Origin of the sequence: Rhodovulum sp. HP10 (genome assembly GCF_047553435.1) — a bacterium.
Classification (GTDB): Bacteria; Pseudomonadota; Alphaproteobacteria; order Rhodobacterales; family Rhodobacteraceae; genus Rhodovulum.
Genome location: NZ_CP180201.1, coordinates 3690576 through 3710990 on the forward strand (window position 1 = coordinate 3690576; position 20415 = coordinate 3710990).

General features: G+C 66.8%; 21 protein-coding genes and 1 tRNA gene. 13 read left to right on the plus strand and 9 right to left on the minus strand.

Annotated elements, in window-relative coordinates:
* Positions 1 to 20: 20 nt before the first annotated feature.
* From trpE to fabI, 5 genes are all read right to left on the minus strand, one after another.
* The gene (gene trpE / locus ACK8CO_RS17315; protein ID WP_080616704.1) at positions 21 to 1535 is read right to left on the minus strand and encodes an anthranilate synthase component I; all 1515 of its coding nucleotides are present in this window, start codon (positions 1533 to 1535) and stop codon (positions 21 to 23) included.
* Positions 1536 to 1541: 6 nt separating this feature from the next.
* Positions 1542 to 3389, minus strand: a complete 1848-nt coding sequence (locus ACK8CO_RS17320) for a SurA N-terminal domain-containing protein (RefSeq protein ID WP_414897445.1) — start codon at positions 3387 to 3389, stop codon at positions 1542 to 1544.
* Between the two features lie 66 nt (positions 3390 to 3455).
* On the minus strand, positions 3456 to 4640 hold the full coding sequence (locus ACK8CO_RS17325; protein WP_414897446.1) for an aminotransferase: 1185 nt from the start codon (positions 4638 to 4640) through the stop codon (positions 3456 to 3458).
* A gap of 17 nt (positions 4641 to 4657) precedes the next feature.
* A complete protein-coding gene (gene gpt / locus ACK8CO_RS17330) occupies positions 4658 to 5164 on the minus strand; it encodes a xanthine phosphoribosyltransferase (protein WP_080616701.1) in 507 nt (168 codons plus the stop codon).
* Positions 5165 to 5262: 98 nt separating this feature from the next.
* Complete coding sequence (gene fabI / locus ACK8CO_RS17335; protein WP_080616700.1) at positions 5263 to 6087, minus strand: enoyl-ACP reductase FabI; 825 nt, start codon at positions 6085 to 6087, stop codon at positions 5263 to 5265.
* Between the two features lie 100 nt (positions 6088 to 6187).
* Between fabI and pdxH the strand changes: the two genes are divergently transcribed.
* From pdxH to ACK8CO_RS17370, 7 genes are all read left to right on the plus strand, one after another.
* Positions 6188 to 6793 (plus strand): pyridoxamine 5'-phosphate oxidase, encoded by a 606-nt coding sequence (gene pdxH, locus ACK8CO_RS17340; protein WP_414897447.1) that lies wholly within the window; start codon positions 6188 to 6190, stop codon positions 6791 to 6793.
* A 160-nt stretch (positions 6794 to 6953) separates the two neighbouring features.
* Complete coding sequence (locus tag ACK8CO_RS17345) at positions 6954 to 7499, plus strand: cold-shock protein (RefSeq protein ID WP_080616698.1); 546 nt, start codon at positions 6954 to 6956, stop codon at positions 7497 to 7499.
* Positions 7496 to 8005, plus strand: coding sequence for a DUF192 domain-containing protein (locus ACK8CO_RS17350; RefSeq protein ID WP_414897448.1), 510 nt, complete (start codon positions 7496 to 7498; stop codon positions 8003 to 8005). The genes ACK8CO_RS17345 and ACK8CO_RS17350 overlap by 4 nt, the downstream gene beginning before the upstream one ends.
* Positions 8006 to 8057: 52 nt before the next feature.
* Positions 8058 to 8134, plus strand: a tRNA-Pro gene (locus ACK8CO_RS17355).
* A 171-nt stretch (positions 8135 to 8305) separates the two neighbouring features.
* Complete coding sequence (locus ACK8CO_RS17360) at positions 8306 to 9058, plus strand: peptidoglycan peptidase (protein WP_414897449.1); 753 nt, start codon at positions 8306 to 8308, stop codon at positions 9056 to 9058.
* Between the two features lie 590 nt (positions 9059 to 9648).
* A complete protein-coding gene (locus tag ACK8CO_RS17365) occupies positions 9649 to 13332 on the plus strand; it encodes a vitamin B12-dependent ribonucleotide reductase (RefSeq protein WP_414897450.1) in 3684 nt (1227 codons plus the stop codon).
* Positions 13333 to 13413: 81 nt separating this feature from the next.
* Positions 13414 to 13659, plus strand: coding sequence for a hypothetical protein (locus tag ACK8CO_RS17370; RefSeq protein WP_231119096.1), 246 nt, complete (start codon positions 13414 to 13416; stop codon positions 13657 to 13659).
* A 175-nt stretch (positions 13660 to 13834) separates the two neighbouring features.
* Here the strand turns inward: ACK8CO_RS17370 and ACK8CO_RS17375 are convergent, their stop codons facing one another.
* The 4 genes from ACK8CO_RS17375 to ACK8CO_RS17390 form a co-directional block, all read right to left on the minus strand.
* On the minus strand, positions 13835 to 14566 hold the full coding sequence (locus tag ACK8CO_RS17375; protein WP_414897451.1) for a DUF1624 domain-containing protein: 732 nt from the start codon (positions 14564 to 14566) through the stop codon (positions 13835 to 13837).
* Complete coding sequence (locus tag ACK8CO_RS17380) at positions 14563 to 15609, minus strand: YeeE/YedE family protein (protein ID WP_414897452.1); 1047 nt, start codon at positions 15607 to 15609, stop codon at positions 14563 to 14565. The genes ACK8CO_RS17375 and ACK8CO_RS17380 overlap by 4 nt, the downstream gene beginning before the upstream one ends.
* A gap of 69 nt (positions 15610 to 15678) precedes the next feature.
* Positions 15679 to 16023, minus strand: coding sequence for an ArsR/SmtB family transcription factor (locus ACK8CO_RS17385; RefSeq protein WP_080618031.1), 345 nt, complete (start codon positions 16021 to 16023; stop codon positions 15679 to 15681).
* Between the two features lie 132 nt (positions 16024 to 16155).
* Complete coding sequence (locus ACK8CO_RS17390) at positions 16156 to 16548, minus strand: hypothetical protein (protein WP_080616692.1); 393 nt, start codon at positions 16546 to 16548, stop codon at positions 16156 to 16158.
* An 82-nt stretch (positions 16549 to 16630) separates the two neighbouring features.
* On the opposite strand from ACK8CO_RS17390, the gene ACK8CO_RS17395 reads away from it, so the two are divergent.
* The 6 genes from ACK8CO_RS17395 to soxA all read left to right on the plus strand — a co-directional run bounded on the left by ACK8CO_RS17395 (position 16631) and on the right by soxA (position 20322).
* On the plus strand, positions 16631 to 17368 hold the full coding sequence (locus tag ACK8CO_RS17395; RefSeq protein WP_414897453.1) for a cytochrome c biogenesis CcdA family protein: 738 nt from the start codon (positions 16631 to 16633) through the stop codon (positions 17366 to 17368).
* Between the two features lie 22 nt (positions 17369 to 17390).
* Positions 17391 to 17957 carry a thioredoxin family protein gene (locus tag ACK8CO_RS17400; RefSeq protein ID WP_414897454.1) on the plus strand — a complete coding sequence of 189 codons (567 nt, stop codon included), beginning with the start codon at positions 17391 to 17393 and terminating at the stop codon, positions 17955 to 17957.
* 126 nt (positions 17958 to 18083) lie between these two features.
* Entirely contained in the window at positions 18084 to 18548 is a 465-nt protein-coding gene (soxX, locus tag ACK8CO_RS17405; protein ID WP_414897455.1) for a sulfur oxidation c-type cytochrome SoxX, read from the plus strand.
* A 41-nt stretch (positions 18549 to 18589) separates the two neighbouring features.
* Positions 18590 to 19009, plus strand: coding sequence for a thiosulfate oxidation carrier protein SoxY (gene soxY / locus ACK8CO_RS17410; protein WP_080616689.1), 420 nt, complete (start codon positions 18590 to 18592; stop codon positions 19007 to 19009).
* 52 nt (positions 19010 to 19061) lie between these two features.
* Positions 19062 to 19391 carry a thiosulfate oxidation carrier complex protein SoxZ gene (gene soxZ, locus ACK8CO_RS17415; RefSeq protein ID WP_080616688.1) on the plus strand — a complete coding sequence of 110 codons (330 nt, stop codon included), beginning with the start codon at positions 19062 to 19064 and terminating at the stop codon, positions 19389 to 19391.
* A 67-nt stretch (positions 19392 to 19458) separates the two neighbouring features.
* Positions 19459 to 20322, plus strand: a complete 864-nt coding sequence (gene soxA, locus ACK8CO_RS17420) for a sulfur oxidation c-type cytochrome SoxA (protein ID WP_080616687.1) — start codon at positions 19459 to 19461, stop codon at positions 20320 to 20322.
* Positions 20323 to 20415 lie beyond the last annotated feature (93 nt).

Consider the following 20415-nt stretch of genomic DNA (forward strand, 5'->3'; position numbering starts at 1 on the left):
GACGCGGAAGGGACCTGGCCTCAGCCGTTACCGCGGCGCACGAAACGGGTGGCCTCGGCGGCGGCGGCGCGGAGCGCGTTCGACTTGTTGACGGTCTCCTGCCATTCGGCGGCCGGGTCGGAATCGTAGACCACGCCGCCGCCGGCCTGGATGTAAAGCGTCTCGTCCTTCACCACGGCGGTGCGCAGCGCGATGCACATGTCCATGTCGCCACCGGCCGCGAAATAGCCGACGCCGCCGCCATAGACGCCGCGCTTTTCGGGCTCGAGCTCGTCGATGATCTCCATCGCGCGGACCTTGGGCGCGCCCGAGACCGTGCCCGCGGGCAGACCGGCCAGCAGGGCCGACAGCGCATCCTCGCCCTCGGCGATCTCGCCCACCACGTTCGAGACGATATGCATGACGTGGGAATAGCGCTCGATGATGAATTTCTCGGTCGGATGGACGGTGCCGATCTTCGCGACCCGGCCGACATCGTTGCGGCCCAGATCGAGCAGCATCAGATGTTCGGCCAGTTCCTTCTGGTCGCCCATCAGGTCGGCCTCAAGCGCGCGGTCCTCGGCGGGCGTGGCGCCGCGCGGCCGGGTGCCGGCGATGGGTCGGATCGTGACCTCGCCGCCGCGCAGCCGCACCAGGATCTCGGGGCTGGCGCCCACGACCTGGAAACCGCCGAAATTGAAGAAGAACATGAAGGGCGAGGGATTGGTGCGCCGGAGGCTTCGATACAGCGCGAAGGGCGGCAGCGGGAAGTCCTGGCGCCAGCGCTGGGCCGGAACCACCTGGAAGATGTCGCCCGCGCGGATGTAGTCCTTCGCGGTCTCGACCGCGGCCATGTAGCTTTCGCGGGTGAAGTTCGAGACCGGCTCGCCGATCTCGCGGGCCTCGCCGAAATCGCGGGTTTCCGCGGGCACCGCCCGGTCGAGATCGCGCAGCGCATCCATCACCCGCTCGGCGGCCTGGGCATAGGCGGCGCGGGCCGAAAGCCCGGGCTGGGGCCGGGCGGGCGAAACCACCGTCACCTCGCCCTTCACGCCGTCCAGCACCGCCACGACCGAGGGCCGCAGCATCAGCGCATCGGGCAGGCCCAGCGGGTCGGGATTGACGTTCGGCAGCCGCTCGACCAGCCGGATCATATCATAGCCGAGATAGCCGTAAAGCCCGGCCGCGATCGAGGGCAGTTCCTCGGGCATGTCGATGGCGCTTTCGGCAAGGATCTGGCGGAGGCTCGCCAGCGGATGGCCCTCCATCGGCTCGAAGGCGTCGGGGTCGAAGCGTGCCATCCGGTTGACGCGGCTGCTCTCGCCCCGGCACTCCCAGATCAGGTCTGGCTTGAGGCCGACCACGGAATAGCGCCCGCGCACCTCGCCCCCCGTGACCGATTCCAGCATGAAGCTGTCGGTCCGGGCGCCCGCGAGTTTCAGCATCAGCGAGACCGGCGTATCGAGATCGGCGGCCAGCCGGGCATAGACGACCTGGGCGCGGCCGGCCTCGTAACCCGCCTCGAAGGCGGCGAATTCGGGAATGATTCTGGACATGGGCAGTTACCGGAACTGGGCGTGAACCGCGTTGATCGCGGCCTGGTCGAGCGAAAGCCCGGCGGCATTGGTCACAGCCTGGGCGAAATAGGCGTAAAGATCCTGGGACAGCCCCTGACCGGCCTGCGCGGCGATGTTCTGGCGCAGCATGTCGGCGCCGGGATCGTTCTCTTCGGGCGGCAGGATCTCGTCGAGCCGCACGAGCCAGACATCGCCTGCGGCCGGAACCACGGCGGTGTCGCCGATCTCGGCCATCCGGAACAGCGCATCCGACAGCGGCTGCGGCATCAGCCCGCCCCGCGACAGCGCGGTCTCGGCCGTGACGTCGACGCCCAGCGCGGCCATGTCCTCGCCATTCTCGATGCGCGCCTTCAGCGCCTCGGCCCTGGCGGTCAGCTGGCGTGCGGTCTCGGCCTGGCGCCAGTCCTCGGCCACCTGCTCCTGCACCGCCTCGAGCGGGCGCAGGGTCGGCGGGATCTCGCGGTCGAGCCGAAGCGCGAAGATGCCGCCATCGTCGAGCTCCCTGATCTCGGGGAAATCGCCCTCGACCGCGGCATCGGCCGCGTCGCGGAAGGCGGGATAGGCGGCAATGTCCTGATCGCTGTCGGCGGTGTAGTCGATCTGGCCGAGCTGCATCTCGGTCTCGCGCGACAGATCCTCGAGCGTCGCGCCTGCGGCCAGCAGGTCGTCATATTCGTTGATCTTGTCGGCGATCATCCGCACCGCGCGGCTGTGCACGGCCTCGGGGGCCAGCGTCTCGCGGGCCTCCTCGAACGGGATCTCCTGCTTGGCGAGGATCGCGTTCACCCGGAAGATCGCGGGGCCGAGATCTGACATCAGCGGTCCGGCCAGCCCGGGTTCGCTCAGCGCGAAGACCGCGCGGCCCGCCTCGCCGCCGATCTGCACCTCGGAGACATCGCCCATGTCGATATCGTCGATGGCCAGACCGCGCTCGGCGACGGCATCGTCGAAGCTTTCCTCGCCCGCCTCGATCCGGTCCATCACCGCCTGCGCCTCGTCCATGCCGGAAAAGACCAGCCGTTCCACGAGCCGTTTCTCGGGCTGCACGAATTCGTCGATATTATCTTCGTAAAGCTGGCGCAGCAGCGCCTCGTCGGGCTCGATCGTCTCGGCCATGGTCTCGGGCGACAGCCAGACATAGGTGATCTTGCGCGTCATCGGTGCGGTATAGGCCTCGGGCGTCGCCTCGTATTGCGCCTTGACCTCACCCTCGGTCGGATCGGGCACCGGGGCGTCCAGCGCATCCGCCGTCAGGTGGATGAGGCTGACGCTGCGCCGCTCGGCGATGAAGTCGTAAAGCGTGTCGACATAGGTCTCGGGGGCGTCGAGTCCCGCCACCACCGCCGTCTGCAGCAGCGAGCGCGCGGTGTCCTTGCGCAGTGAGGCCTCGAACTGGGTCTCGGTCATGCCGTTCTGCGACAGCACATAGCGATAGGCCTCGCGGTCGAAGCTGCCATCCGGCCCCTTGAAGGCGTCGAGCCGCATCACCTCGCGCGCGATCTGGGCGTCGCCGACCGAGACCCCGATCCGGTGCATCTCGTTGTCGAGCGCGGCATTCGAGATCTCCTGGGCGCGCACGGCGTCGACCAGACCGGAGGACTGCGCCTCGGCAAGGCTCATGTTCTGGCCGGTCGCGGCGGCGCGGGCGCGAAGTTCGCGTTGCAGCGCGCGGGCATAGCTGTCGGTCGAGATCTCGGTCTCGCCGACCTGGCCGATCGCCGAGACGCCGCCGCCGAAATTGCTGACCCCGAAGCCGCCGAGGCCGAGGACCACGAATATCAGCATCATCCAGACGAGCGTCTTCGAGAACTGCTTGCCTTTGGATTTGGACATCGTGGTGCCTCCCTGCCGGATCTGGGTTCGCTGCTGTGTAGGTCTTTGCGCGGTCCCCCGCAAGCGTCAGGGGCGGAAGGCCGCAAGCCGTCCGAACAGTGCCTGAAGACCCGGCCGGTCGATATTGGCAAAGGCGATCCGAAGCTGGTCGCGGCAGCCCGGATCGGTCTCGGGCAGGAACATTCCGCCCGGCAGAAGCAGCACGCCCGCTTCGACGACCAGGCGACGGGCCAGGGTGTCGGAGCCGATCCCGAACGGATGCCGGAGCCAGCCGAAAAACGCGCCCGCGCCCATCAGCTCCCAGCCGGGCAGGGCGCTCATGCCCCGGCTCAGGGCGTCGCGGCGGGCCAGGATCTCGGCCCGTTCATCCGCCTTCCAGGCGCCGAGATGACGCAGGCCCCAAAGGGCTGCTCGCTGGCCCAGCTGGTTGGGGCAGATCGCGACCGTGTCGAGAAATTTCTCGGCCTCGGCCACCACCGGCCCGCCCGCGATCAGCGCGCCGACGCGATGGCCGGTCAGCCGGTAGGCCTTGGAGAAGGAATAGATATGGATCAGCGTGTCGTCCCAGTCGGGATCGGCGAACAGCCGGTGCGGAGCGCCGTCGCGGCTGTCGAAATCGCGATAGGTCTCGTCGAGGATCAGCGCGATCGCGTGACGCCGGCAGAGGGCGAGGAAATCGGCCACGAGCTCTGCCGGATATTCCAGCCCGGTCGGATTGTTGGGCGTCACCAGCACGATGGCGCGGGTGCGGGGCGTGATCAGCCCGGCCGCGCGCTGGACCTCGGGCAGCAGGTTGGCGCCGGTCGCAAGCGGCACCGTCCTGATCCCGGTCATGTCGAGCCACATCTTGTGGTTGAAATACCAAGGCGTGGGCAGGATCACCTCGTCGCCCGCCGCGGCGATGGCCGTGATCGCGGCGCTGAAGGCCTGGTTGCAGCCCTGGGTGATGGCGACCCTCTCGGCCCGGATGTCGCCGCCATAGGCCCGCGACCACTCGGCGGCGATCTCGGCGCGCAGCTCGGGCAGGCCCAGCACCGGGCCGTAGAGATGCGCGCCCGGATCGTTCAGCGCGGCATCGGCAATGGCCTGGCGCAACGCCTCGGGTGGCGGGTCCATCGGCGCGGCCTGGCTGACATTGAGAAGCGGCCGGTCGGAGGGAAACGAGACCCCGTCGAGCCAGCGCCGGGCCTGCATGACCGGCGGGGCGAAGGTGGCGGCGGTTCCGCCACGCGGTGGCTGACAGACGGCCATCCTGCCCCTCCTGTTGCTTATTCTCCGGCGCGGTAGGGCTTGACGTATTGCAGCGCCATGTCCCAGGGGAAGAAGATCCAGGTGTCCTGGCTCACCTCGGTGATATAGGTGTCGACCTGCGGCTTGCCCTTGGGCTTGGCATAGACGGTGGCGACATGGGCCTTGGGCATGGTCGCCCGCACCACTTCGAGGGTGCGCCCGGTATCCACCAGATCGTCGACGATCACCACGCCGGTGCCGTCGCCGACCAGCTCGCGATCGGGCATCTTGATGATGACCGGGGCGCTCTGGGCCTGGTGGTTGTAGGACTTGACAGAGATCGTATCGACCATGCGGATGTCGAGCTCGCGCGAGACGATCATCGCCGGGGCCATGCCGCCGCGGGTGATCGCGACCACTGCGCGCCAGGCACCGTTATCGGGACCCTGTCCGTCGAGCCTCCAGGCCAGCGCCCGCGCGTCGCGGTGCAGCTGGTCCCAGCTGACATGGAAGCCTTTCTCGTGAGGCAGGCGGTCGGGGTCCATCGATGTCTCCTGTGCGTGGGTGCGACAAATGCCGGGGCGCCGCGCAGGTGTCAATCCCGCCGCGGCGCCCCTGTCTGGTGTCGGTCCTGCGTCCGGGCTCAGCTGTCCTTGCGCCCGGTGACCGCGTCGATATCGGGTGCGTCGACGGCTTTCATGCCGACGCTGTGATAGCCGGCATCGACATGGTGCACCTCGCCGGTCACCGCGCTGCCCAGATCGGACAGAAGATACAGTGCCGATTTCCCGACCTCTTCCTGGGTGACATTGCGCCGCAAGGGCGAATTCAATTCATTCCATTTCAGAATGTAGCGGAAATCGCCGATGCCGCTGGCCGCCAAAGTCTTGATCGGTCCGGCGGAAATGGCATTGACCCGAATTCCGTCCTTGCCGAGGTCTTCGGCCATGTAACGGACCGAGGCCTCGAGGGCCGCCTTGGCGACGCCCATCACATTATAGTGAGGCATGACCCGCTCGGCGCCGTAATAGGTCAGCGTCAGCGCCGCGCCGCCCTCGGTCATCATCCGGGCCGCGCGCTGCACGGCGGCGGTGAAGGAATATACGGAAATGTCCATCGACATCAGGAAGTTCGACCGCGAGGTGTCGACATAGCGGCCGCGCAGCTCGTTCTTGTCCGAGAAGCCGATGGCGTGGACGATGAAATCGAGCCGGCCCCAACGGGCCTCGAGCGCCGAGAAGAGGCCGTCGAGCGACTCTTCGCTGGCGACGTCGCATTCCAGCACGATATCGCTGCCCAGGCTCTCGGCCAGGGGCATCACGCGCTTCTTAAGCGCCTCGCCCTGGTAGGAAAAAGCCAACTCCGCCCCGGCTTCGGCGCATTGGCGCGCGATTCCCCAGGCGATGGACTTGTCATTGGCAAGGCCCATGATCAGGCCCCGCTTGCCCTCCATCAGTTTTGTCGACATCCGAGGTCCCCTCGACCACCTGTTCAAAAAATTGCCGCCGGTGTAGGCCAAATGCTCGGACCCATCAAGTGCGACAGGATCAAGCAGGAGACCCCCACCCATGACCGACCGAGAGGGCATATTCGCAGGCGACGATCCGTTCGTGATCGCGCGGAGCTGGCTTGCCGAGGCAGAGAAGACCGAACCGAACGACCCCAATGCCATCGCGCTTGCGACGGTCGACGGGCAGGGCCTGCCGAATGTGAGAATGGTTCTGTTGAAAGAGATCGAGGACGATGCATTCGTGTTCTATACGAATTACGAAAGTGCAAAGGCGGGTGAAATTGTCCTAACGAATAAAGCGGCCTTCGTGTTACACTGGAAATCTCTCAGGCGACAGGTTCGGGTTCGTGGCGTTGCTGAAAAGGAAGATGGTAAAAAGGCCGATGCCTATTATTCTTCCCGGGCCCTTAAAAGCAGACTTGGCGCCTGGGCTTCGCGACAATCCCGCCCTCTGGCGTCGAGGGGCGAATTGATGGCGGAGGTGGCAATGGTGACCGCGCGGCGCGGAACGGCGCCCGCGCGGCCGCCGTTCTGGGGCGGATTCCGGATACGGCCTCTCGAAATCGAATTCTGGGCAGATGGGGCATTTCGCCTGCATGACCGCTTTCGCTGGTGCAGAGATACACTTGACGGAGAGTGGAGAATCAACAGACTCTACCCTTGATTGCCAGGAATGATTATCAATCCTGATTGTCTGCGGGCGATGATTGCCAGAGGGGCGATCCGGGCCGTCGAAAGACGGAGCAAAAGGCGTCGAATTCTGTAGCGAAGTCTCTGACGGCATTCCTTGCCGCCGAGGCGGTAAGACGACCGGGATCGGATGTATGGACAAGGACAGCGACACGGCGTTGCGCGTCGAAGGGCGTGTTAAATGGTTCGATCCGACAAAAGGCTTTGGTTTTGTCGTGACGGACGAAGGCGGGCCCGACATTCTGCTGCATGCCAATGTATTGCGGAATTTCGGGCAGAACTCGGTCTCGGACGGTGCCGGAATCGAGCTCGTGGTACACAGGACGGCACGGGGCCTGCAGGCGACAGAGGTGCTCAGGATAGAGCCTCCGGTTTCGCCCGGGGCCCCGGCGCTCGAGGATGCCATGCATCTGACCGCCGAAGAGGTGGCGGCATTGCCGTTGGAACCTGCGCGGGTTAAATGGTTCGACAAGGCCAAGGGCTTCGGTTTTGCCAATGTCTTCGGTCGCGACGACGACGTGTTCATACATATCGAGGTGCTGCGGCGGTCGGGGCTGGCCGATCTGCAGCCGGGCGAGGCCATCGCGGTGCGGGTCACCAGGGGCCAGCGCGGACGCCTCGCGATATCGGTGGGTCCATGGGAAAGTGCGCTCGGGCCGGGCGGGGCATCGGCTGGATGACGGGGGCTGCTGCGGCAGCGGGTCTTGTTTTTGCCATTCTGGCGACGGGGGCGGCACAATCTTCTGAACAGGCCTTTGCGCAATCCTCGGCACAGGTCTCGGACTGTGCGGAAAACCGCGTCGATCTGCGCGGCGACTGGGGAACGGCGCGATTCACCGTCGAGCTGGCCGATGACGAGGCCGAACGGGCGCGCGGGCTGATGAACCGCAAGCATCTGGCCGGATCGGCCGGCATGCTCTTTGTCTATCCCCACCCTCAGCGCGTCGCCTTCTGGATGGAAAACACCCTGATCCCCCTCGACATGATCTTTCTCGATGCGGCGGGGCGGGTGAAGCGGGTCGCGGCCGATGCGGTGCCGCTCGACCGCACGCCCATCGATGGCGGCCCGGGCATCCTGGCGGTGCTCGAGATCAATGGCGGGCTGGCCGCGCGGCTTGGCATCCTGCCCGGAACCGAGCTGCGCCACCCGGCCTTCGGGCCCGATGCGGCCTGGCCGTGCAACTAGAGATCGCGAAGCCTCTTTCCTTGCCCCCGTCCGGGCGCTAAGGAGGCCGTGACGGGGCGTAGCGCAGCCTGGTAGCGCGACGGCTTTGGGTGCCGTAGGTCGTGGGTTCGAATCCCGCCGCCCCGACCAGATCCGGCTTTTCCCCGCATCGGGCGCTTTCCCTTCTTCCGTCATATCCGCTCCTTCGGGCCTGCGCAGAGGCGTTGCGCGACGCCGCCATGCCACGGCCCCGGGTTTGCCGGCTTGCCTTCGGCCCGGGCTGACGGAATGATCGGCGCGGGCAATAACGGAGCAGATCTCATGCGCGGCGTCCTTCTTCCCCTGTCACTGGGGCTGGCGGCGGTGATGGCGCCCTTTGCCCTCGCGCAGGAAACCGACGATGCGGCGCTCATGGCCGAGGCGGCCTGGGACTGGCGCCCCGGCGATCTGATTTTCAGGGACGGGCTCAACGAGATCGACGGCGTGATCAAACGGGCCTTCGGTCTTCGGTGGGAATCGGTCGGTATCCTGCGGCCCAGCAGCGGCGGTCCCCGGGTGGTCTATGTCGATCCGTCCGAGGGGGCGACCGAAGAGATGCTCTACGTCTATGTCGACGGGCTTTCGGCCCGGGATTACGCGGTCTATCGGGTTCGCGAGGCGGGCCGGGAACAAGCCCGGCCGGGGCAGATGAACGCGGCACAGATGAACACGGCACACATGGAAACGGGGCAGATGAACACGGGGGCGCTGGCGCAACCGGCCCTGACCGTGTTTTACGGGGCGCCCTCCGATGATGGGCTGATGCTGGGCGACGGCGCGTTCTACAGTGCCGAGCTGGTCTATGAGGCCGCCCTAAACGCCGGTATCGTGCTGGGCGCCCCGATCCGGCTGAGCGATCTTGCCGCCAATCCCGACGATCTCGACCGCGGGCTTCGCGCGCATCTGGAAGATCACAGATATTGCCGCTACGAGCTGTCCTTCGAGGCCTGCTGGGCCAACAGTCTCGGCCAGCATGCCATCGTCACGACCGGCAGCCTGATCGGATCGGGGATGCTGGAGCGGGTCTTTCCCTGAGCGTCGGAAAACGTCTCTGACGCAAGATGCAGGGGGGCGCATGGCGCATCTTGTGGCGTCGGGGCGGCGCGGGGAAGCGCTCCGGCAAGGGGCGGGACAACTCCGGGAGGACCCGGCCCGCTTAGTTAACCCTCCGGGGTGTTTCTGCTTTTCGACGGCGGTCCGGGGGCGGGGCATGCCCCGGGGCCGGAACATTTTCGGACCATTTGCGTAATCCGCTCTGTGCGCGTGATTTTTCAGGCTGTGCCCGGTTTTTCCACAAGCTGTGGATGAATCAACCCGTTGTGGACCGGTGCTCAGTCAACCCCAAAAACTTGGTCTTCGGCGCAAGAATCGCGTTGACCATTCCCTTAAAAATTCGTCAATTTGTATGGGCCTGGCGCAGCGACACCAGATCTAGTGGCGATACCGATGATCGGTGACAGCGCAGAGGCAGGACAGGACAGAGGCAGTTCAGGCAGCCGCGCAGGCGGGTGCAACCGGGCCGAGGGAGCGCGGCCGGGAACATGCTGTCCTTGCCCGACGGCAGGCAAGTCAGCGAACAGGGCCCGCGTCATGCGTGGCGCAGGGAAAAAGGACGGGGCAGATCGATGAAGATCGAACGGAAATTCACCACCGAAGAGACCGGCGCTTACGGAGCGCTCGATTTCACGATGACGACCTCGGAGATTCGCAATCCCGATGGCAAGGTGGTGTTCCGGCTCGAGGAAGTCGAAGTGCCCGCCGGCTGGAGCCAGGTCGCGAGCGACGTGATCGCGCAGAAATATTTCCGCAAGGCGGGCGTGCCGGCCCGGCTGGCGAAGCTCCCCGAAGAGGGCGTGCCGGAATTCCTGTGGCGCTCGGTGCCCGATACCGGGGCGCTCGAGGCCCTGCCCGAGGCCGAGCGCTTCGGCGGTGAGACCTCGGCGCGGCAGGTCTTCGACCGGATGGCCGGGGCCTGGACCTATTGGGGCTGGAAGGGCGGCTATTTCAGCGCCGAAGAGGACGCCCGGGCCTATTACGACGAGATGCGCTTCATGCTGGCCAGCCAGATGGCCGCGCCGAACAGCCCGCAATGGTTCAATACCGGTCTGCACTGGGCCTATGGAATCGACGGGCCTGGGCAGGGGCATTACTATGTCGATTACAGGTCGGGCGAGCTGACCAAGTCGACCTCGGCCTATGAACACCCGCAGCCCCATGCCTGTTTCATCCAGTCGATCAGGGACGATCTGGTCAATGAGGGCGGCATCATGGACCTCTGGGTCCGCGAGGCGCGGCTGTTCAAGTATGGCTCGGGCACCGGCACCAACTTCTCGTCGCTCCGCGCCGAGGGCGAGTCGCTGTCGGGCGGCGGCAAGTCCTCGGGGCTGATGGGATTCCTGAGGATCGGCGACCGCGCGGCGGGCGCGATCAAGTCGGGCGGCACCACGCGGCGCGCGGCCAAGATGGTGATCTGCGACATGGATCACCCCGATATCGAATCCTTCATCAACTGGAAGGTCATCGAGGAACAGAAGGTCGCGAGCCTCGTTGCCGGTTCGAAGACCCATGAGCGCCATCTGAACGCGCTGTTCGAGGCGATCCGCGCCTGGGACGGCAAGCCGGAGGATGCCTATGATCCGAAGGTCAATGCCGGGCTGAAGGCCGCGATCCGTGCCGCCAAGAAGGCGCTGATCCCGGAGGGCTATGTCAAGCGCGTGCTCGACTATGCGCGGCAGGGCTATGACGCGATCGAATTCCCGGCCTATGACACCGACTGGGACAGCGAGGCCTATGCCACCGTCTCGGGGCAGAACTCGAACAACTCGGTCCGGGTCACCGACGCCTTCCTGAAGGCGGTGAAGGCCGATGCCGACTGGGAGCTGGTGCGCCGCACCGACGGCAAGGTCGCCAAGACCGTCAAGGCGCGCGAGCTCTGGGCCCAGGTCGGCCATGCCGCGTGGTCCTGCGCCGATCCGGGCATCCAGTTCCACGACACCATCAACGCCTGGCATACCTGCCCGGCCGATGGCGAGATCCGCGCCTCGAATCCCTGCTCGGAATACATGTTCCTCGACGATACGGCCTGCAACCTGGCCTCGATGAACCTGCTGGCCTTCTGGAATGACGGCGCCTTCCTGGCCGAGGATTATGTCCATGCCACCCGGCTCTGGACGCTGACGCTGGAAATCTCGGTGATGATGGCGCAGTTCCCGTCGAAGGAAATCGCGCAGCTCTCCTATGACTTCCGCACGCTGGGTCTTGGCTATGCCAATATCGGCGGGCTCCTGATGAATATGGGGCTCGGCTATGACAGCGACGAGGGCCGTGCGCTCTGCGGCGCGCTGAGCGCGATCCTGACCGGCATTGCCTATGCCACCTCGGCCGAGATCGCGGGCGAGCTGGGCGCCTTCCCGGGGCATGAGCGCAATGCCGAGGCGATGCTGCGGGTAATCCGCAACCACCGCAATGCGGCCTGGGGCAAGGCTGTGGGCTATGACGGGCTCGCGGTGCCGCCGGTGCCGCTCGATCATGCCAACTGCCCCGATGAAGGCCTGGTCGAGATGGCGATCTCGGCCTGGGACGAGGCGCTGGTGCTGGGCGAGAAACACGGCTTCCGCAATGCGCAGGTCTCGGTGATCGCGCCCACCGGCACCATCGGGCTGGTGATGGATTGCGACACCACCGGCATCGAGCCCGATTTCGCGCTGGTCAAGTTCAAGAAGCTTGCGGGCGGCGGTTATTTCAAGATCATCAACCGCTCGGTTCCGGCCGCGCTCGAGGTGCTGGGCTATGGCCCGGCCCAGATCGAGGAGATCATCGGCCATGCGGTGGGCCATGGCACGCTCGGCAACTGCCCCGGCATCAACCACACCTCGCTGATCGGCCATGGCTTCGGCCAGGCCGAGATCGACAAGATCGAGGCGGCGCTGCCCTCGGCCTTCGACATCCGCTTCGTCTTCAACCAGTGGACGCTGGGCGAGGAGTTCTGCACCAGGGTTCTGGGCATTCCGGCCTCGAAGATGGCCGATCCGGGCTTCGAGCTTCTGCGCCATCTGGGCTTCTCGCGCGCCGAGATCGAGGCCGCCAACGACCATGTCTGCGGGACGATGACGCTGGAAGGCGCGCCGCATCTCAAGCCCGAGCATTACCCGGTCTTCGACTGCGCCAACCCCTGCGGCAAGAAGGGCAAGCGCTTCCTCAGCGTCGACAGCCACATCAGGATGATGGCGGCCGCGCAAAGCTTCATCTCGGGCGCGATCTCGAAGACGATCAACATGCCCAATGACGCGACCATCGAGGATTGCCTCTCGGCCTATGAGTTGTCCTGGTCGCTGGGGGTGAAGGCCAATGCGCTTTACCGCGACGGCTCGAAGCTCAGCCAGCCGCTGGCCGCGGCGCTGGTCGAGGATGACGAGGAGGCCGAGGAGATCCTCGAGACCGGCACCCCGGCCGAGAAGGCGCAGGTCCTGGCCGAGAAGATCGTCGAGAAGGTGGTGGTCAAGGAAATCGTCCGCAGCAACCGCGAGAAGCTGCCGACCCGGCGCAAGGGCTATACCCAGAAGGCGATCATCGGCGGCCACAAGGTCTATCTGCGCACCGGCGAATATCAGGACGGGACGCTGGGCGAGATCTTCATCGACATGCACAAGGAAGGCGCGGGCTTCCGGGCGATGATGAACAATTTCGCCATCGCGGTGTCCGTGGGGCTGCAATATGGCGTGCCGCTCGAGGAATTCGTCGAGGCCTTCACCTTCACCCGGTTCGAGCCCGCGGGCATCGTGCAGGGCAATGACTCGATCAAGAACGCGACCTCGATCCTCGATTACATCTTCCGCGAACTGGCGGTCAGCTATCTCGACCGGACCGATCTGGCCCATGTCAAGCCGAAGGGCGCGGCCTTCGAGGAGCTCGGCCATGGCCATGAAGAGGGCAAGGCCAATGTCACGCCGGTCTCGGAAAGTGCCGCCTCGAAATCGCTCGAGGTGCTCCGCCAGATCAGCTCGACCGGCTATCTGCGCAAGCGCCTGCCGCAGGAGCTGGTGGTCCTGCAGGGCGGCATGAATGCGGTCGCCCTGGCCGGGGCCGCCGCGCCGGCCGCGGCCGTGCCCGGCAATGCCGCAGCCGCTGCGCCGACGGTGTCCTCTGCCACCGCCATCGCCTCTGGCACGGTGCCGATGGATGCCCGGGTCAAGGCCAGGATGCAGGGTTATGAGGGCGATCCCTGCGGCGATTGCGGCAACTACACGCTGGTGCGGAACGGCACCTGCATGAAGTGCAATACCTGTGGCGCGACCAGCGGCTGCAGCTGAGACCGGCAGTCCCGGGCGCCGGGGCGGAACGATATCGAAGGCACCGGCTGAGACCGGGACCACCTGCGAAGGGAAAGACCGTTGCAACTGATCATCGGAAGCCAGATCGTCGCCAATGCCAGGCTGCGTCGCATCCCCGGCGGGATCGAGGCGCAGCTGGCGGGCGATGCGCTCAAGCGGCTGATCGACGCCACCTTCGTCGGTCGCTCGATCGAGGTGCTGGACGGCGCGCACCGGGCGCGCGGGCTCGACGTGACCGATATCCGGATGGCAGGCGCCAGCACCACGGTGACGCTGAAAAGCACCGGAGCGCGCAGCATGCATTGAGACCGGGGGCGGGTGCGCCCGCCCTTATCGCCGGGAAGGACCAGGCAAAGCCAGACGTGTCGAGCGGTAAGGACAGAGCCTGACCGGCGCGCCTCGGCCCCCCTCCATTGCGGAAGGGGGCCTTTTCTTTGTCATCGCCCTTGGCGGACGGGGCATGCCCTGTTCGGGGTCCGGTTCAGAACGGCGCGAAGCGGGTCGCGGCCCAGACCAGCGCGATCAGCACCGGCTGATGCAGCAGATAGATGGCGAGACTGTGCCGTCCGGGCCAGGCCAGCAGGGCGCTCAGCCGCCCGGGCGGGCCGGACAGCCGGTGCCAGAGCCCGGCCCGGCCTGCAAACCCGGCCAGCGCCATCCCGGCCAGGAATGCGGCGGCCCAGGGAAAGAGCGGTTCGAAATCGACGCTCGGGCGCGGGGTCGCGGTCAGTCCGGTCCAGTCGAGCCAGCCGCGGTCGGGCAGGGGGCCGGGGCGGGGCATCGCCAGCATGCCGAGCGCGAATGCGGCCGGAACGAGCGGCGGCAGCCTGACCAGCAAGAGCCCCAGCAGGCTTGCGGCGGCAATGGCATGCAGGATGCCGAAATAGACGAAGGAAGCCGGAAAGACCGCCCAGGTGCCGAGGCTCACCAGCGCGGCCGCAGCCAGGATGCGCAGCAGGCGGCGCAGGAAGGCGCGCGGGCGCAGCCCCCGGCCATGGGCCAGATGCAGGCTGACCCCGGCCAGGGCCAGGAAGGCCGAGGCCACGCCGACCGACAGCAGCCGGAAGCCGCCGGTGACGACGGTGCCCGGCGGCAGATGGCCGAACAGCTCGAGATCGTAGCTGAAATGGAAGACGACCATGCCGAGAAGCGCGGCGCTCCGGGCAAGGTCGAGGGCGACGATCCGGCCCGGGCTGCGGCGGGCCTCGCTCAATCGGGCTGGTACCCGGCGATCAACTGGCGCAGCCCGAAGATCGCGCCCGCGGCGATGGCCGCCAGCGTCACCGGCGCCGACCAGGCCAGCGTGGCGAAGGCGGTCAGCCCCTGACCGATGGTGCAGCCAAGCGCGAGAACGCCGCCGATCCCCATCAGCGCGGCCCCGCCGACCTGCCGGCCCAGCTCGCGCGGGTCCTCGCAGGCTTCCCAGCGGAACGACCGGCGCCGCCGCGAGCCGAGCCAGGCGCCGCCCAGCCCCCCCAGCACCGAGCCCACCGAGAAGGAGAGCCCGCCCGCCGAGGAGGTCATCATCCACATCAGCGTCCGGCCGAGCGGGGCGGTGAAGGTGTGGCCCTCGACATCGACTGCGCCGAGCGTGGCCTCATGCAGCGCCGATGTCCCCCAGAGCGCGGCACTCACCGCCAGCCCGGCCGCGACCGCCCAGCCGATGCGGTGCGGCTCGGCCCGGAGCGGCCGGTGCCAGAGTCCCCATCCCAGCGCCAGCGCCGCCAGCCCCAGCGCCAGCGCCAGCGGTGGCAGCCCGGTCAGGGCCGCCCCCGTCAGCGCAAGGCTTTGCGGCCCGTCCGAGGGCTGTTGCGGGAAGGCCAGATCGCGCAGGGGCGCCAGCGGGCCCGACAGGGTGACGAAGCCGAAGATCGAGATCACGACGACGATGACCAGCGAGCGCAGATCGCCGCCGCCGAAACGCGCCAGCGCGCCGAAGCCGCAATTGCCGGCAAGCGCCATGCCATAGCCGAAGGTCAGCCCGCCCAGAATGCTGGCAGCCGGGTTCCAGCGGATCGTGTGATAGATCGTGGCGCCGGTATCGATCTGGCCTGCCGCCGCCAGCAGCGCGGTTGCGGCGATGGCGACCCCGAGGATCACCCCCCACATCCTGAGCCGCCGCTGATCGGCGCCCCAGATCGCGGTCTCGATCGCGCCGAGCGTGCAGAAATCGCCCAGCCGTGCGGCCAGCCCCAGCACGCAGCCGGTCACGAGGCCGATCAGCGCGGCAATGGCCCCTGGCGGTATCGTCTCCATCCGTCTCCCCCTCCGGCGGTGCCGTTCGCGGGCGCCGCCTCCTTTCGGTCGCCTCCTCCCGTCGCCGCTCTAGTCCCCCGGGCGCGCGGCCGAGGCTTGCGCCGGCGCCGTGGCATTGCAGAACATGTCATGCATCAGTTCAAGCAGACGGCGGGCCTTCTCGTCGGCCAGCGAATAATAGATCGCCTTGCCCTCGCGCCGGTAGGAGACCAGCCCCTCGAGCCGCAGCCGGGCCAGCTGCTGGCTGACCGCGGCCTGACGCGAGGACAAAAGCATCTCTAGCTCTGTCACCGATTTCTCGCCGGTCGAGAGATGACACAGGATCATCAGCCGTCCCTCATGCGACAGCGCCTTTAGAAAGCTCGAGGCGCTCTCGGCATGCCGGAGCATGTCCCGGGCCTGCATTTCATCCATCGACGGAGAACCGTCGGTCTGGGTCTGGGCAATATCTGTGGCCATACGTTCCCGGGGCGCGTCAGCAACGCCCCGTCTTCTCCTCGGTTGCGGCGCTGCCTGTCGCGCGTCGCGCCCTGGCCTGCCGGATGCTCATCCCCCTTCTCCCTCGTCCGTCTGCGCCCATTCGGGCTGTCGTTGCAACAGGGCGCCGATCAGGCCCCAGAAGAAATCCTCGCCCGGGTACCCTTCGAGACGGCCGATCTCAACCCCGTCGCGCAGCAGCACGAAGGTCGGAGTGAACCGGGGTCTGGAGACAAGTCGCACGTCTTTTGGCAGATTGGCGTCCAGATCGATCCTGCGCAAGGGGGCGGTGCGGCCTTCGCGGGTCTTCGGCCAGATCGGTGCGATCTCGCGGTCCCACAGCACGCAATAGGCACAGCCGACCCGCTCGAACAGGCCGAGTTCAAGCCCGGCGCGCGCGGGCGCCCCCGCCATCAGCGCCAGCCCGGCCGCGCAGATCCCTGCCCAAAGACGAGTGGTCATTCGACCTGGGGTCATTTTTTGCTATCCCGTCATATATACAAATCGTAATATGTTTCTGCATTGGCGGCAAGGGAGGGCTGGGATGCTGGAGATTTCCTATGGGGGGGCGGCACTGGCGGGGCTTCTGTCCTTCCTCTCGCCCTGCATCCTGCCGATCGTTCCCTTCTATCTGTGTTACATGGCGGGGATCTCGATGACCGAGCTGCGCGGCTCGGACCGGATCCCGCCCGGCGCGGTGCGCCGCCTCGTGGTCTCGGCCATCGCCTTCGCGCTGGGGGTGACCTCGATCTTCGTGCTTCTGGGCATGGGGGCGACGGCGCTGGGGCAGGGCTTCCGGCAATGGAAGGACGAGCTCAGCTATGTCGCCGCACTGATGCTGTTCCTGTTCGGGCTGCATTTCCTGGGCATCCTCCGCATCCCGCTCCTTTACCGCGAGGCGCGGATCGAGACGCGGGCCGAGCCCAGCACGCTGATCGGCGCCTATCTGATGGGGCTGGCCTTCGGCTTTGGCTGGACGCCCTGCGTGGGCCCGGCGCTGGCGGCGATCCTGATGGTGGCCAGCGGCATGGGCGACATTGCCCGGGGCGGGCTTTTGCTGCTGGTCTACGGGCTGGCGATGACGCTGCCCTTCGTGCTGGCCGCGGCCTTCGCCCGGCCGTTCCTGGGCTGGATGCAGCGCAACCGGCGACATCTGGGCCATGTCGAGAAGGCGATGGGGGCGATGCTGGTCGTCTTCGCGGTTCTGATCGCCACCAATTCGGTCGGATACCTCGCGCAGGTGCTGATCGACACCGTGCCGTGGTTCACCACGCTTGGCTGACAGTGTTTCAGGGAGGAAGACCATGAGACTGACGACGCTTCTTGCCGCGGGCTTCGTTGCCCTGGCGGGTCCGGCACTGGCCGTGCCGATGGGTGATGACGGGCTGCACAAGCCCGACTGGCTGCGCGAGACCTTCCGCGACATGCGCGAGGATCTGGCCGAGGCGAAGGCCGGGAACCGGCGGATGCTGGTGATCTGGGAACAGCGCGGCTGCATCTACTGCACCCGCATGCATGAAGAGGTGTTTCCCGATCCCGGGATCGGGGCGCTGATCCGCGAGCATTACTTCGTCGTGCAGATGAACCTCTTTGGCGATGTCGAGGTGACCGATTTCGACGGCACCGTGCTGCCCGAGAAGGAGATGGCGCGCCGCTGGGGGGTGATGTTCACGCCGACGATGATGTTCATGCCCGAGACCGCGCCCGAGGGCGGGACGACGGCGGCGCAGGCGGCGGTGGTCACCATGCCCGGGGCCTTCGGCAAGGGCACGACGCGGGCGCTCCTGCAATGGGTGCTCGACCGTGGCTATGAGGGCGACGAGCATTTCCAGAAATACCTGGCCCGCACCATGGCCGATCCGGGCAACTGAACCGGCGGCGGGCCGGCCTCGCATGCAAATAACTATATTTGTTGTTGCGTGCCGCGGGAGGGCTCCGCTACAGTCGGAGCGAGGAGAGACAGGGAGGAGGCTGCGGCAATGCAAGGGATCGGGCTGATGACCGCCTGTCTTGCCCTTTGGGCAAGTGTGGCGCCGGGGGCGGCCGCCGAGGTCGCGCCGCAGGCCGTCGCGGTGGACCCCCAGGGCCATGTGGCCCTGCCGCTCACCGATGCGCCGGGAGATCCGGCACAGGGGCGCCGGCTGATGACCGACCGCTCAGTCGCCAACTGCATCGCCTGTCATCAGGTCACCGAGATGTCCGACGCACAGTTTCCCGGCACGGTCGGCCCGTCGCTGGACGGTGTCGCCGCGCGTTATCCCGAGGCGATGATCCGGGGCATCCTGGTCAATTCCAAGAACGTGTTCCCCGGCACGGTGATGCCCGGCTATTACCGGGTCGAGGGCTTCAACCGCCCGGGGATCGCATTCACCTCGAAGCCGATCGAAGGAGAGATCCGGCCGCTGATGACGGCCGGGCAGATCGAGGATGTCGTCGCCTATCTGATGACGCTGACGCAGTGATCGACCCGGTCTCCGGGCATGTCCGAGCAAGGAGGGAGAGGATGGAGTTCACCAGACGAGGAGCGATGGCGCTGGGCGTCGGGCTTGCCGCGGCGCTGACGCTGCCGGCAGGGGCGGTGCAGGCGGCCGTCGAGGACAAGATCGCCGAGTTCACAGGCGGTGCCGAGGCGGGGGCCGATGGTCTTACCCTCACCACGCCCGAGATCGCCGAGAATGGCAATACCGTGCCGATCGAGGTCGACGCCCCCGGCGCGGTCGAGATCCTGGTGCTGGCCTCGGCCAACCCGACCCCCGATGTCGCGCGGGTCAGCTTCGGCCCGCTGGCCGGTGCGCAGCGCCTGTCGACCCGGATCCGGCTGGGCGGCACCCAGGAGGTGATCGCGCTCGCGAAGATGGGCGATGGCAGTTTCCGGCGCGCGGCCAATACCGTGAAAGTCACCATCGGCGGCTGCGGCGGCTGAGGTTCGGGCCAAGGCTGAAGCTGAAGCTGAGGCGAGAGGAGGAGAACGAGACATGGCAGAAGGCGTCAAGGCCCGCGTCAAGGCCCCCAGGACGGCGGCGGCGGGTGAAACCGTGGTGATCAAGACCCTGATCAGCCACCAGATGGAATCGGGTCAGCGCAAGGACAGCGACGGCTCTCTCATCCCGCGCTCAATCATCAACCGCTTCGCGGTGGCCTTCAATGGCCAGAACGTGATCGATGTCGCGCTGGCTCCGGCGATCTCGACCAATCCCTATTTCGAGTTCGAGGCGCAGATCCCCGAGGCGGGCGACATGGTCTTCACCTGGTATGACGATGACGGCTCGGTCTACGAGGAAGTCAAGTCGATTGCCATCGGCTGAGCCGGGCCGCGAGCGGTCGTTGAGGCGCCTCCGCCGTGGCGGCGGGGGCTCCGAGGGAGGGGAAGGCATGAAGACCATGACAGGACGGCTGGCGGCTGCGGCGCTGGCCTGCTGCGGCACGCTTGGCGGCGCCGCGGTCTCGGCGGGGCCGGACGATCCGCTGGTGATCAACGAGGAGATCGAGATCGTCACCCGGGCGCCGGCGCCTGCCCATCTGGCGGACCGGTTCGACGAGATCCGCTCGGGCTGGACCTTTCGCAGCGACGATACCCAGGCGCTCGAGATGGACGATTTCGAGAATCCGGGCATGGTCTTTGTCGAGGAGGCGCGCGCGGTCTGGGACAGGCCCGAGGGGACCGAGGGCAAATCCTGTGCCGATTGTCACGGCGCGGTCGAGGAGGGCATGTACGGCCAGCGCGCGGTCTATCCGAAATATGTCGAAAGCGCGGGCAAGGTCCGCACCCTGGAACAGATGATCAATGCCTGCCGCAGCGCGCGGATGGGCGCCCCGGAATGGGATTATATCGGGGCCGACATGACGGCCATGGTCGCGCTGATCGCCTCGGTGTCGCGCGGGCTGCCGGTCAGCGTCGCCATCGACGGCCCGGCGCAGTCGACCTGGGAGAAGGGCCGCGAGATCTACTATACCCGCTATGGCCAGCTCGACCTGTCCTGCGCCAATTGCCACGAGCAGTATTTCGACCATTACATCCGCGCCGACCATCTGAGCCAGGGCCAGATCAACGGCTTTCCCAGCTACCGGCTGAAGAACACCAGGCTCAATGCCGCGCATGACCGCTTCATCGGCTGCATCCGTGACACCCGTGGCGTGCCCTTCAAGGCGGGCTCGCCCGAATTCGTGGCGCTGGAGCTTTACGTCGCCTCGCGCGGCAACGGGCTGTCGGTCGAGGGGCCGTCCGTCCGCAACTGAACGAAGGGCCCGCACCGGTTTCGGCGCGGGCCCTTTCCGACCGGAGATATTCATCTTGGCGCATATGATCTGCGCCCACGACCCGGAAGAGGA

Coding starts and splice junctions, on each gene's coding strand:
- trpE (WP_080616704.1), bottom strand. CDS start 1,535: ATGTCCAGAATCATTCCCGAATTCGCCGCCTTCGAGGCGGGTTACGAG.
- ACK8CO_RS17320 (WP_414897445.1), bottom strand. CDS start 3,389: ATGTCCAAATCCAAAGGCAAGCAGTTCTCGAAGACGCTCGTCTGGATG.
- ACK8CO_RS17325 (WP_414897446.1), bottom strand. CDS start 4,640: ATGGCCGTCTGTCAGCCACCGCGTGGCGGAACCGCCGCCACCTTCGCC.
- gpt (WP_080616701.1), bottom strand. CDS start 5,164: ATGGACCCCGACCGCCTGCCTCACGAGAAAGGCTTCCATGTCAGCTGG.
- fabI (WP_080616700.1), bottom strand. CDS start 6,087: ATGTCGACAAAACTGATGGAGGGCAAGCGGGGCCTGATCATGGGCCTT.
- pdxH (WP_414897447.1), top strand. CDS start 6,188: ATGACCGACCGAGAGGGCATATTCGCAGGCGACGATCCGTTCGTGATC.
- ACK8CO_RS17345 (WP_080616698.1), top strand. CDS start 6,954: ATGGACAAGGACAGCGACACGGCGTTGCGCGTCGAAGGGCGTGTTAAA.
- ACK8CO_RS17350 (WP_414897448.1), top strand. CDS start 7,496: ATGACGGGGGCTGCTGCGGCAGCGGGTCTTGTTTTTGCCATTCTGGCG.
- ACK8CO_RS17360 (WP_414897449.1), top strand. CDS start 8,306: ATGCGCGGCGTCCTTCTTCCCCTGTCACTGGGGCTGGCGGCGGTGATG.
- ACK8CO_RS17365 (WP_414897450.1), top strand. CDS start 9,649: ATGAAGATCGAACGGAAATTCACCACCGAAGAGACCGGCGCTTACGGA.
- ACK8CO_RS17380 (WP_414897452.1), bottom strand. CDS start 15,609: ATGGAGACGATACCGCCAGGGGCCATTGCCGCGCTGATCGGCCTCGTG.
- ACK8CO_RS17385 (WP_080618031.1), bottom strand. CDS start 16,023: ATGGATGAAATGCAGGCCCGGGACATGCTCCGGCATGCCGAGAGCGCC.
- ACK8CO_RS17390 (WP_080616692.1), bottom strand. CDS start 16,548: ATGACCACTCGTCTTTGGGCAGGGATCTGCGCGGCCGGGCTGGCGCTG.
- ACK8CO_RS17395 (WP_414897453.1), top strand. CDS start 16,631: ATGCTGGAGATTTCCTATGGGGGGGCGGCACTGGCGGGGCTTCTGTCC.
- ACK8CO_RS17400 (WP_414897454.1), top strand. CDS start 17,391: ATGAGACTGACGACGCTTCTTGCCGCGGGCTTCGTTGCCCTGGCGGGT.
- soxX (WP_414897455.1), top strand. CDS start 18,084: ATGACCGCCTGTCTTGCCCTTTGGGCAAGTGTGGCGCCGGGGGCGGCC.
- soxY (WP_080616689.1), top strand. CDS start 18,590: ATGGAGTTCACCAGACGAGGAGCGATGGCGCTGGGCGTCGGGCTTGCC.
- soxZ (WP_080616688.1), top strand. CDS start 19,062: ATGGCAGAAGGCGTCAAGGCCCGCGTCAAGGCCCCCAGGACGGCGGCG.
- soxA (WP_080616687.1), top strand. CDS start 19,459: ATGAAGACCATGACAGGACGGCTGGCGGCTGCGGCGCTGGCCTGCTGC.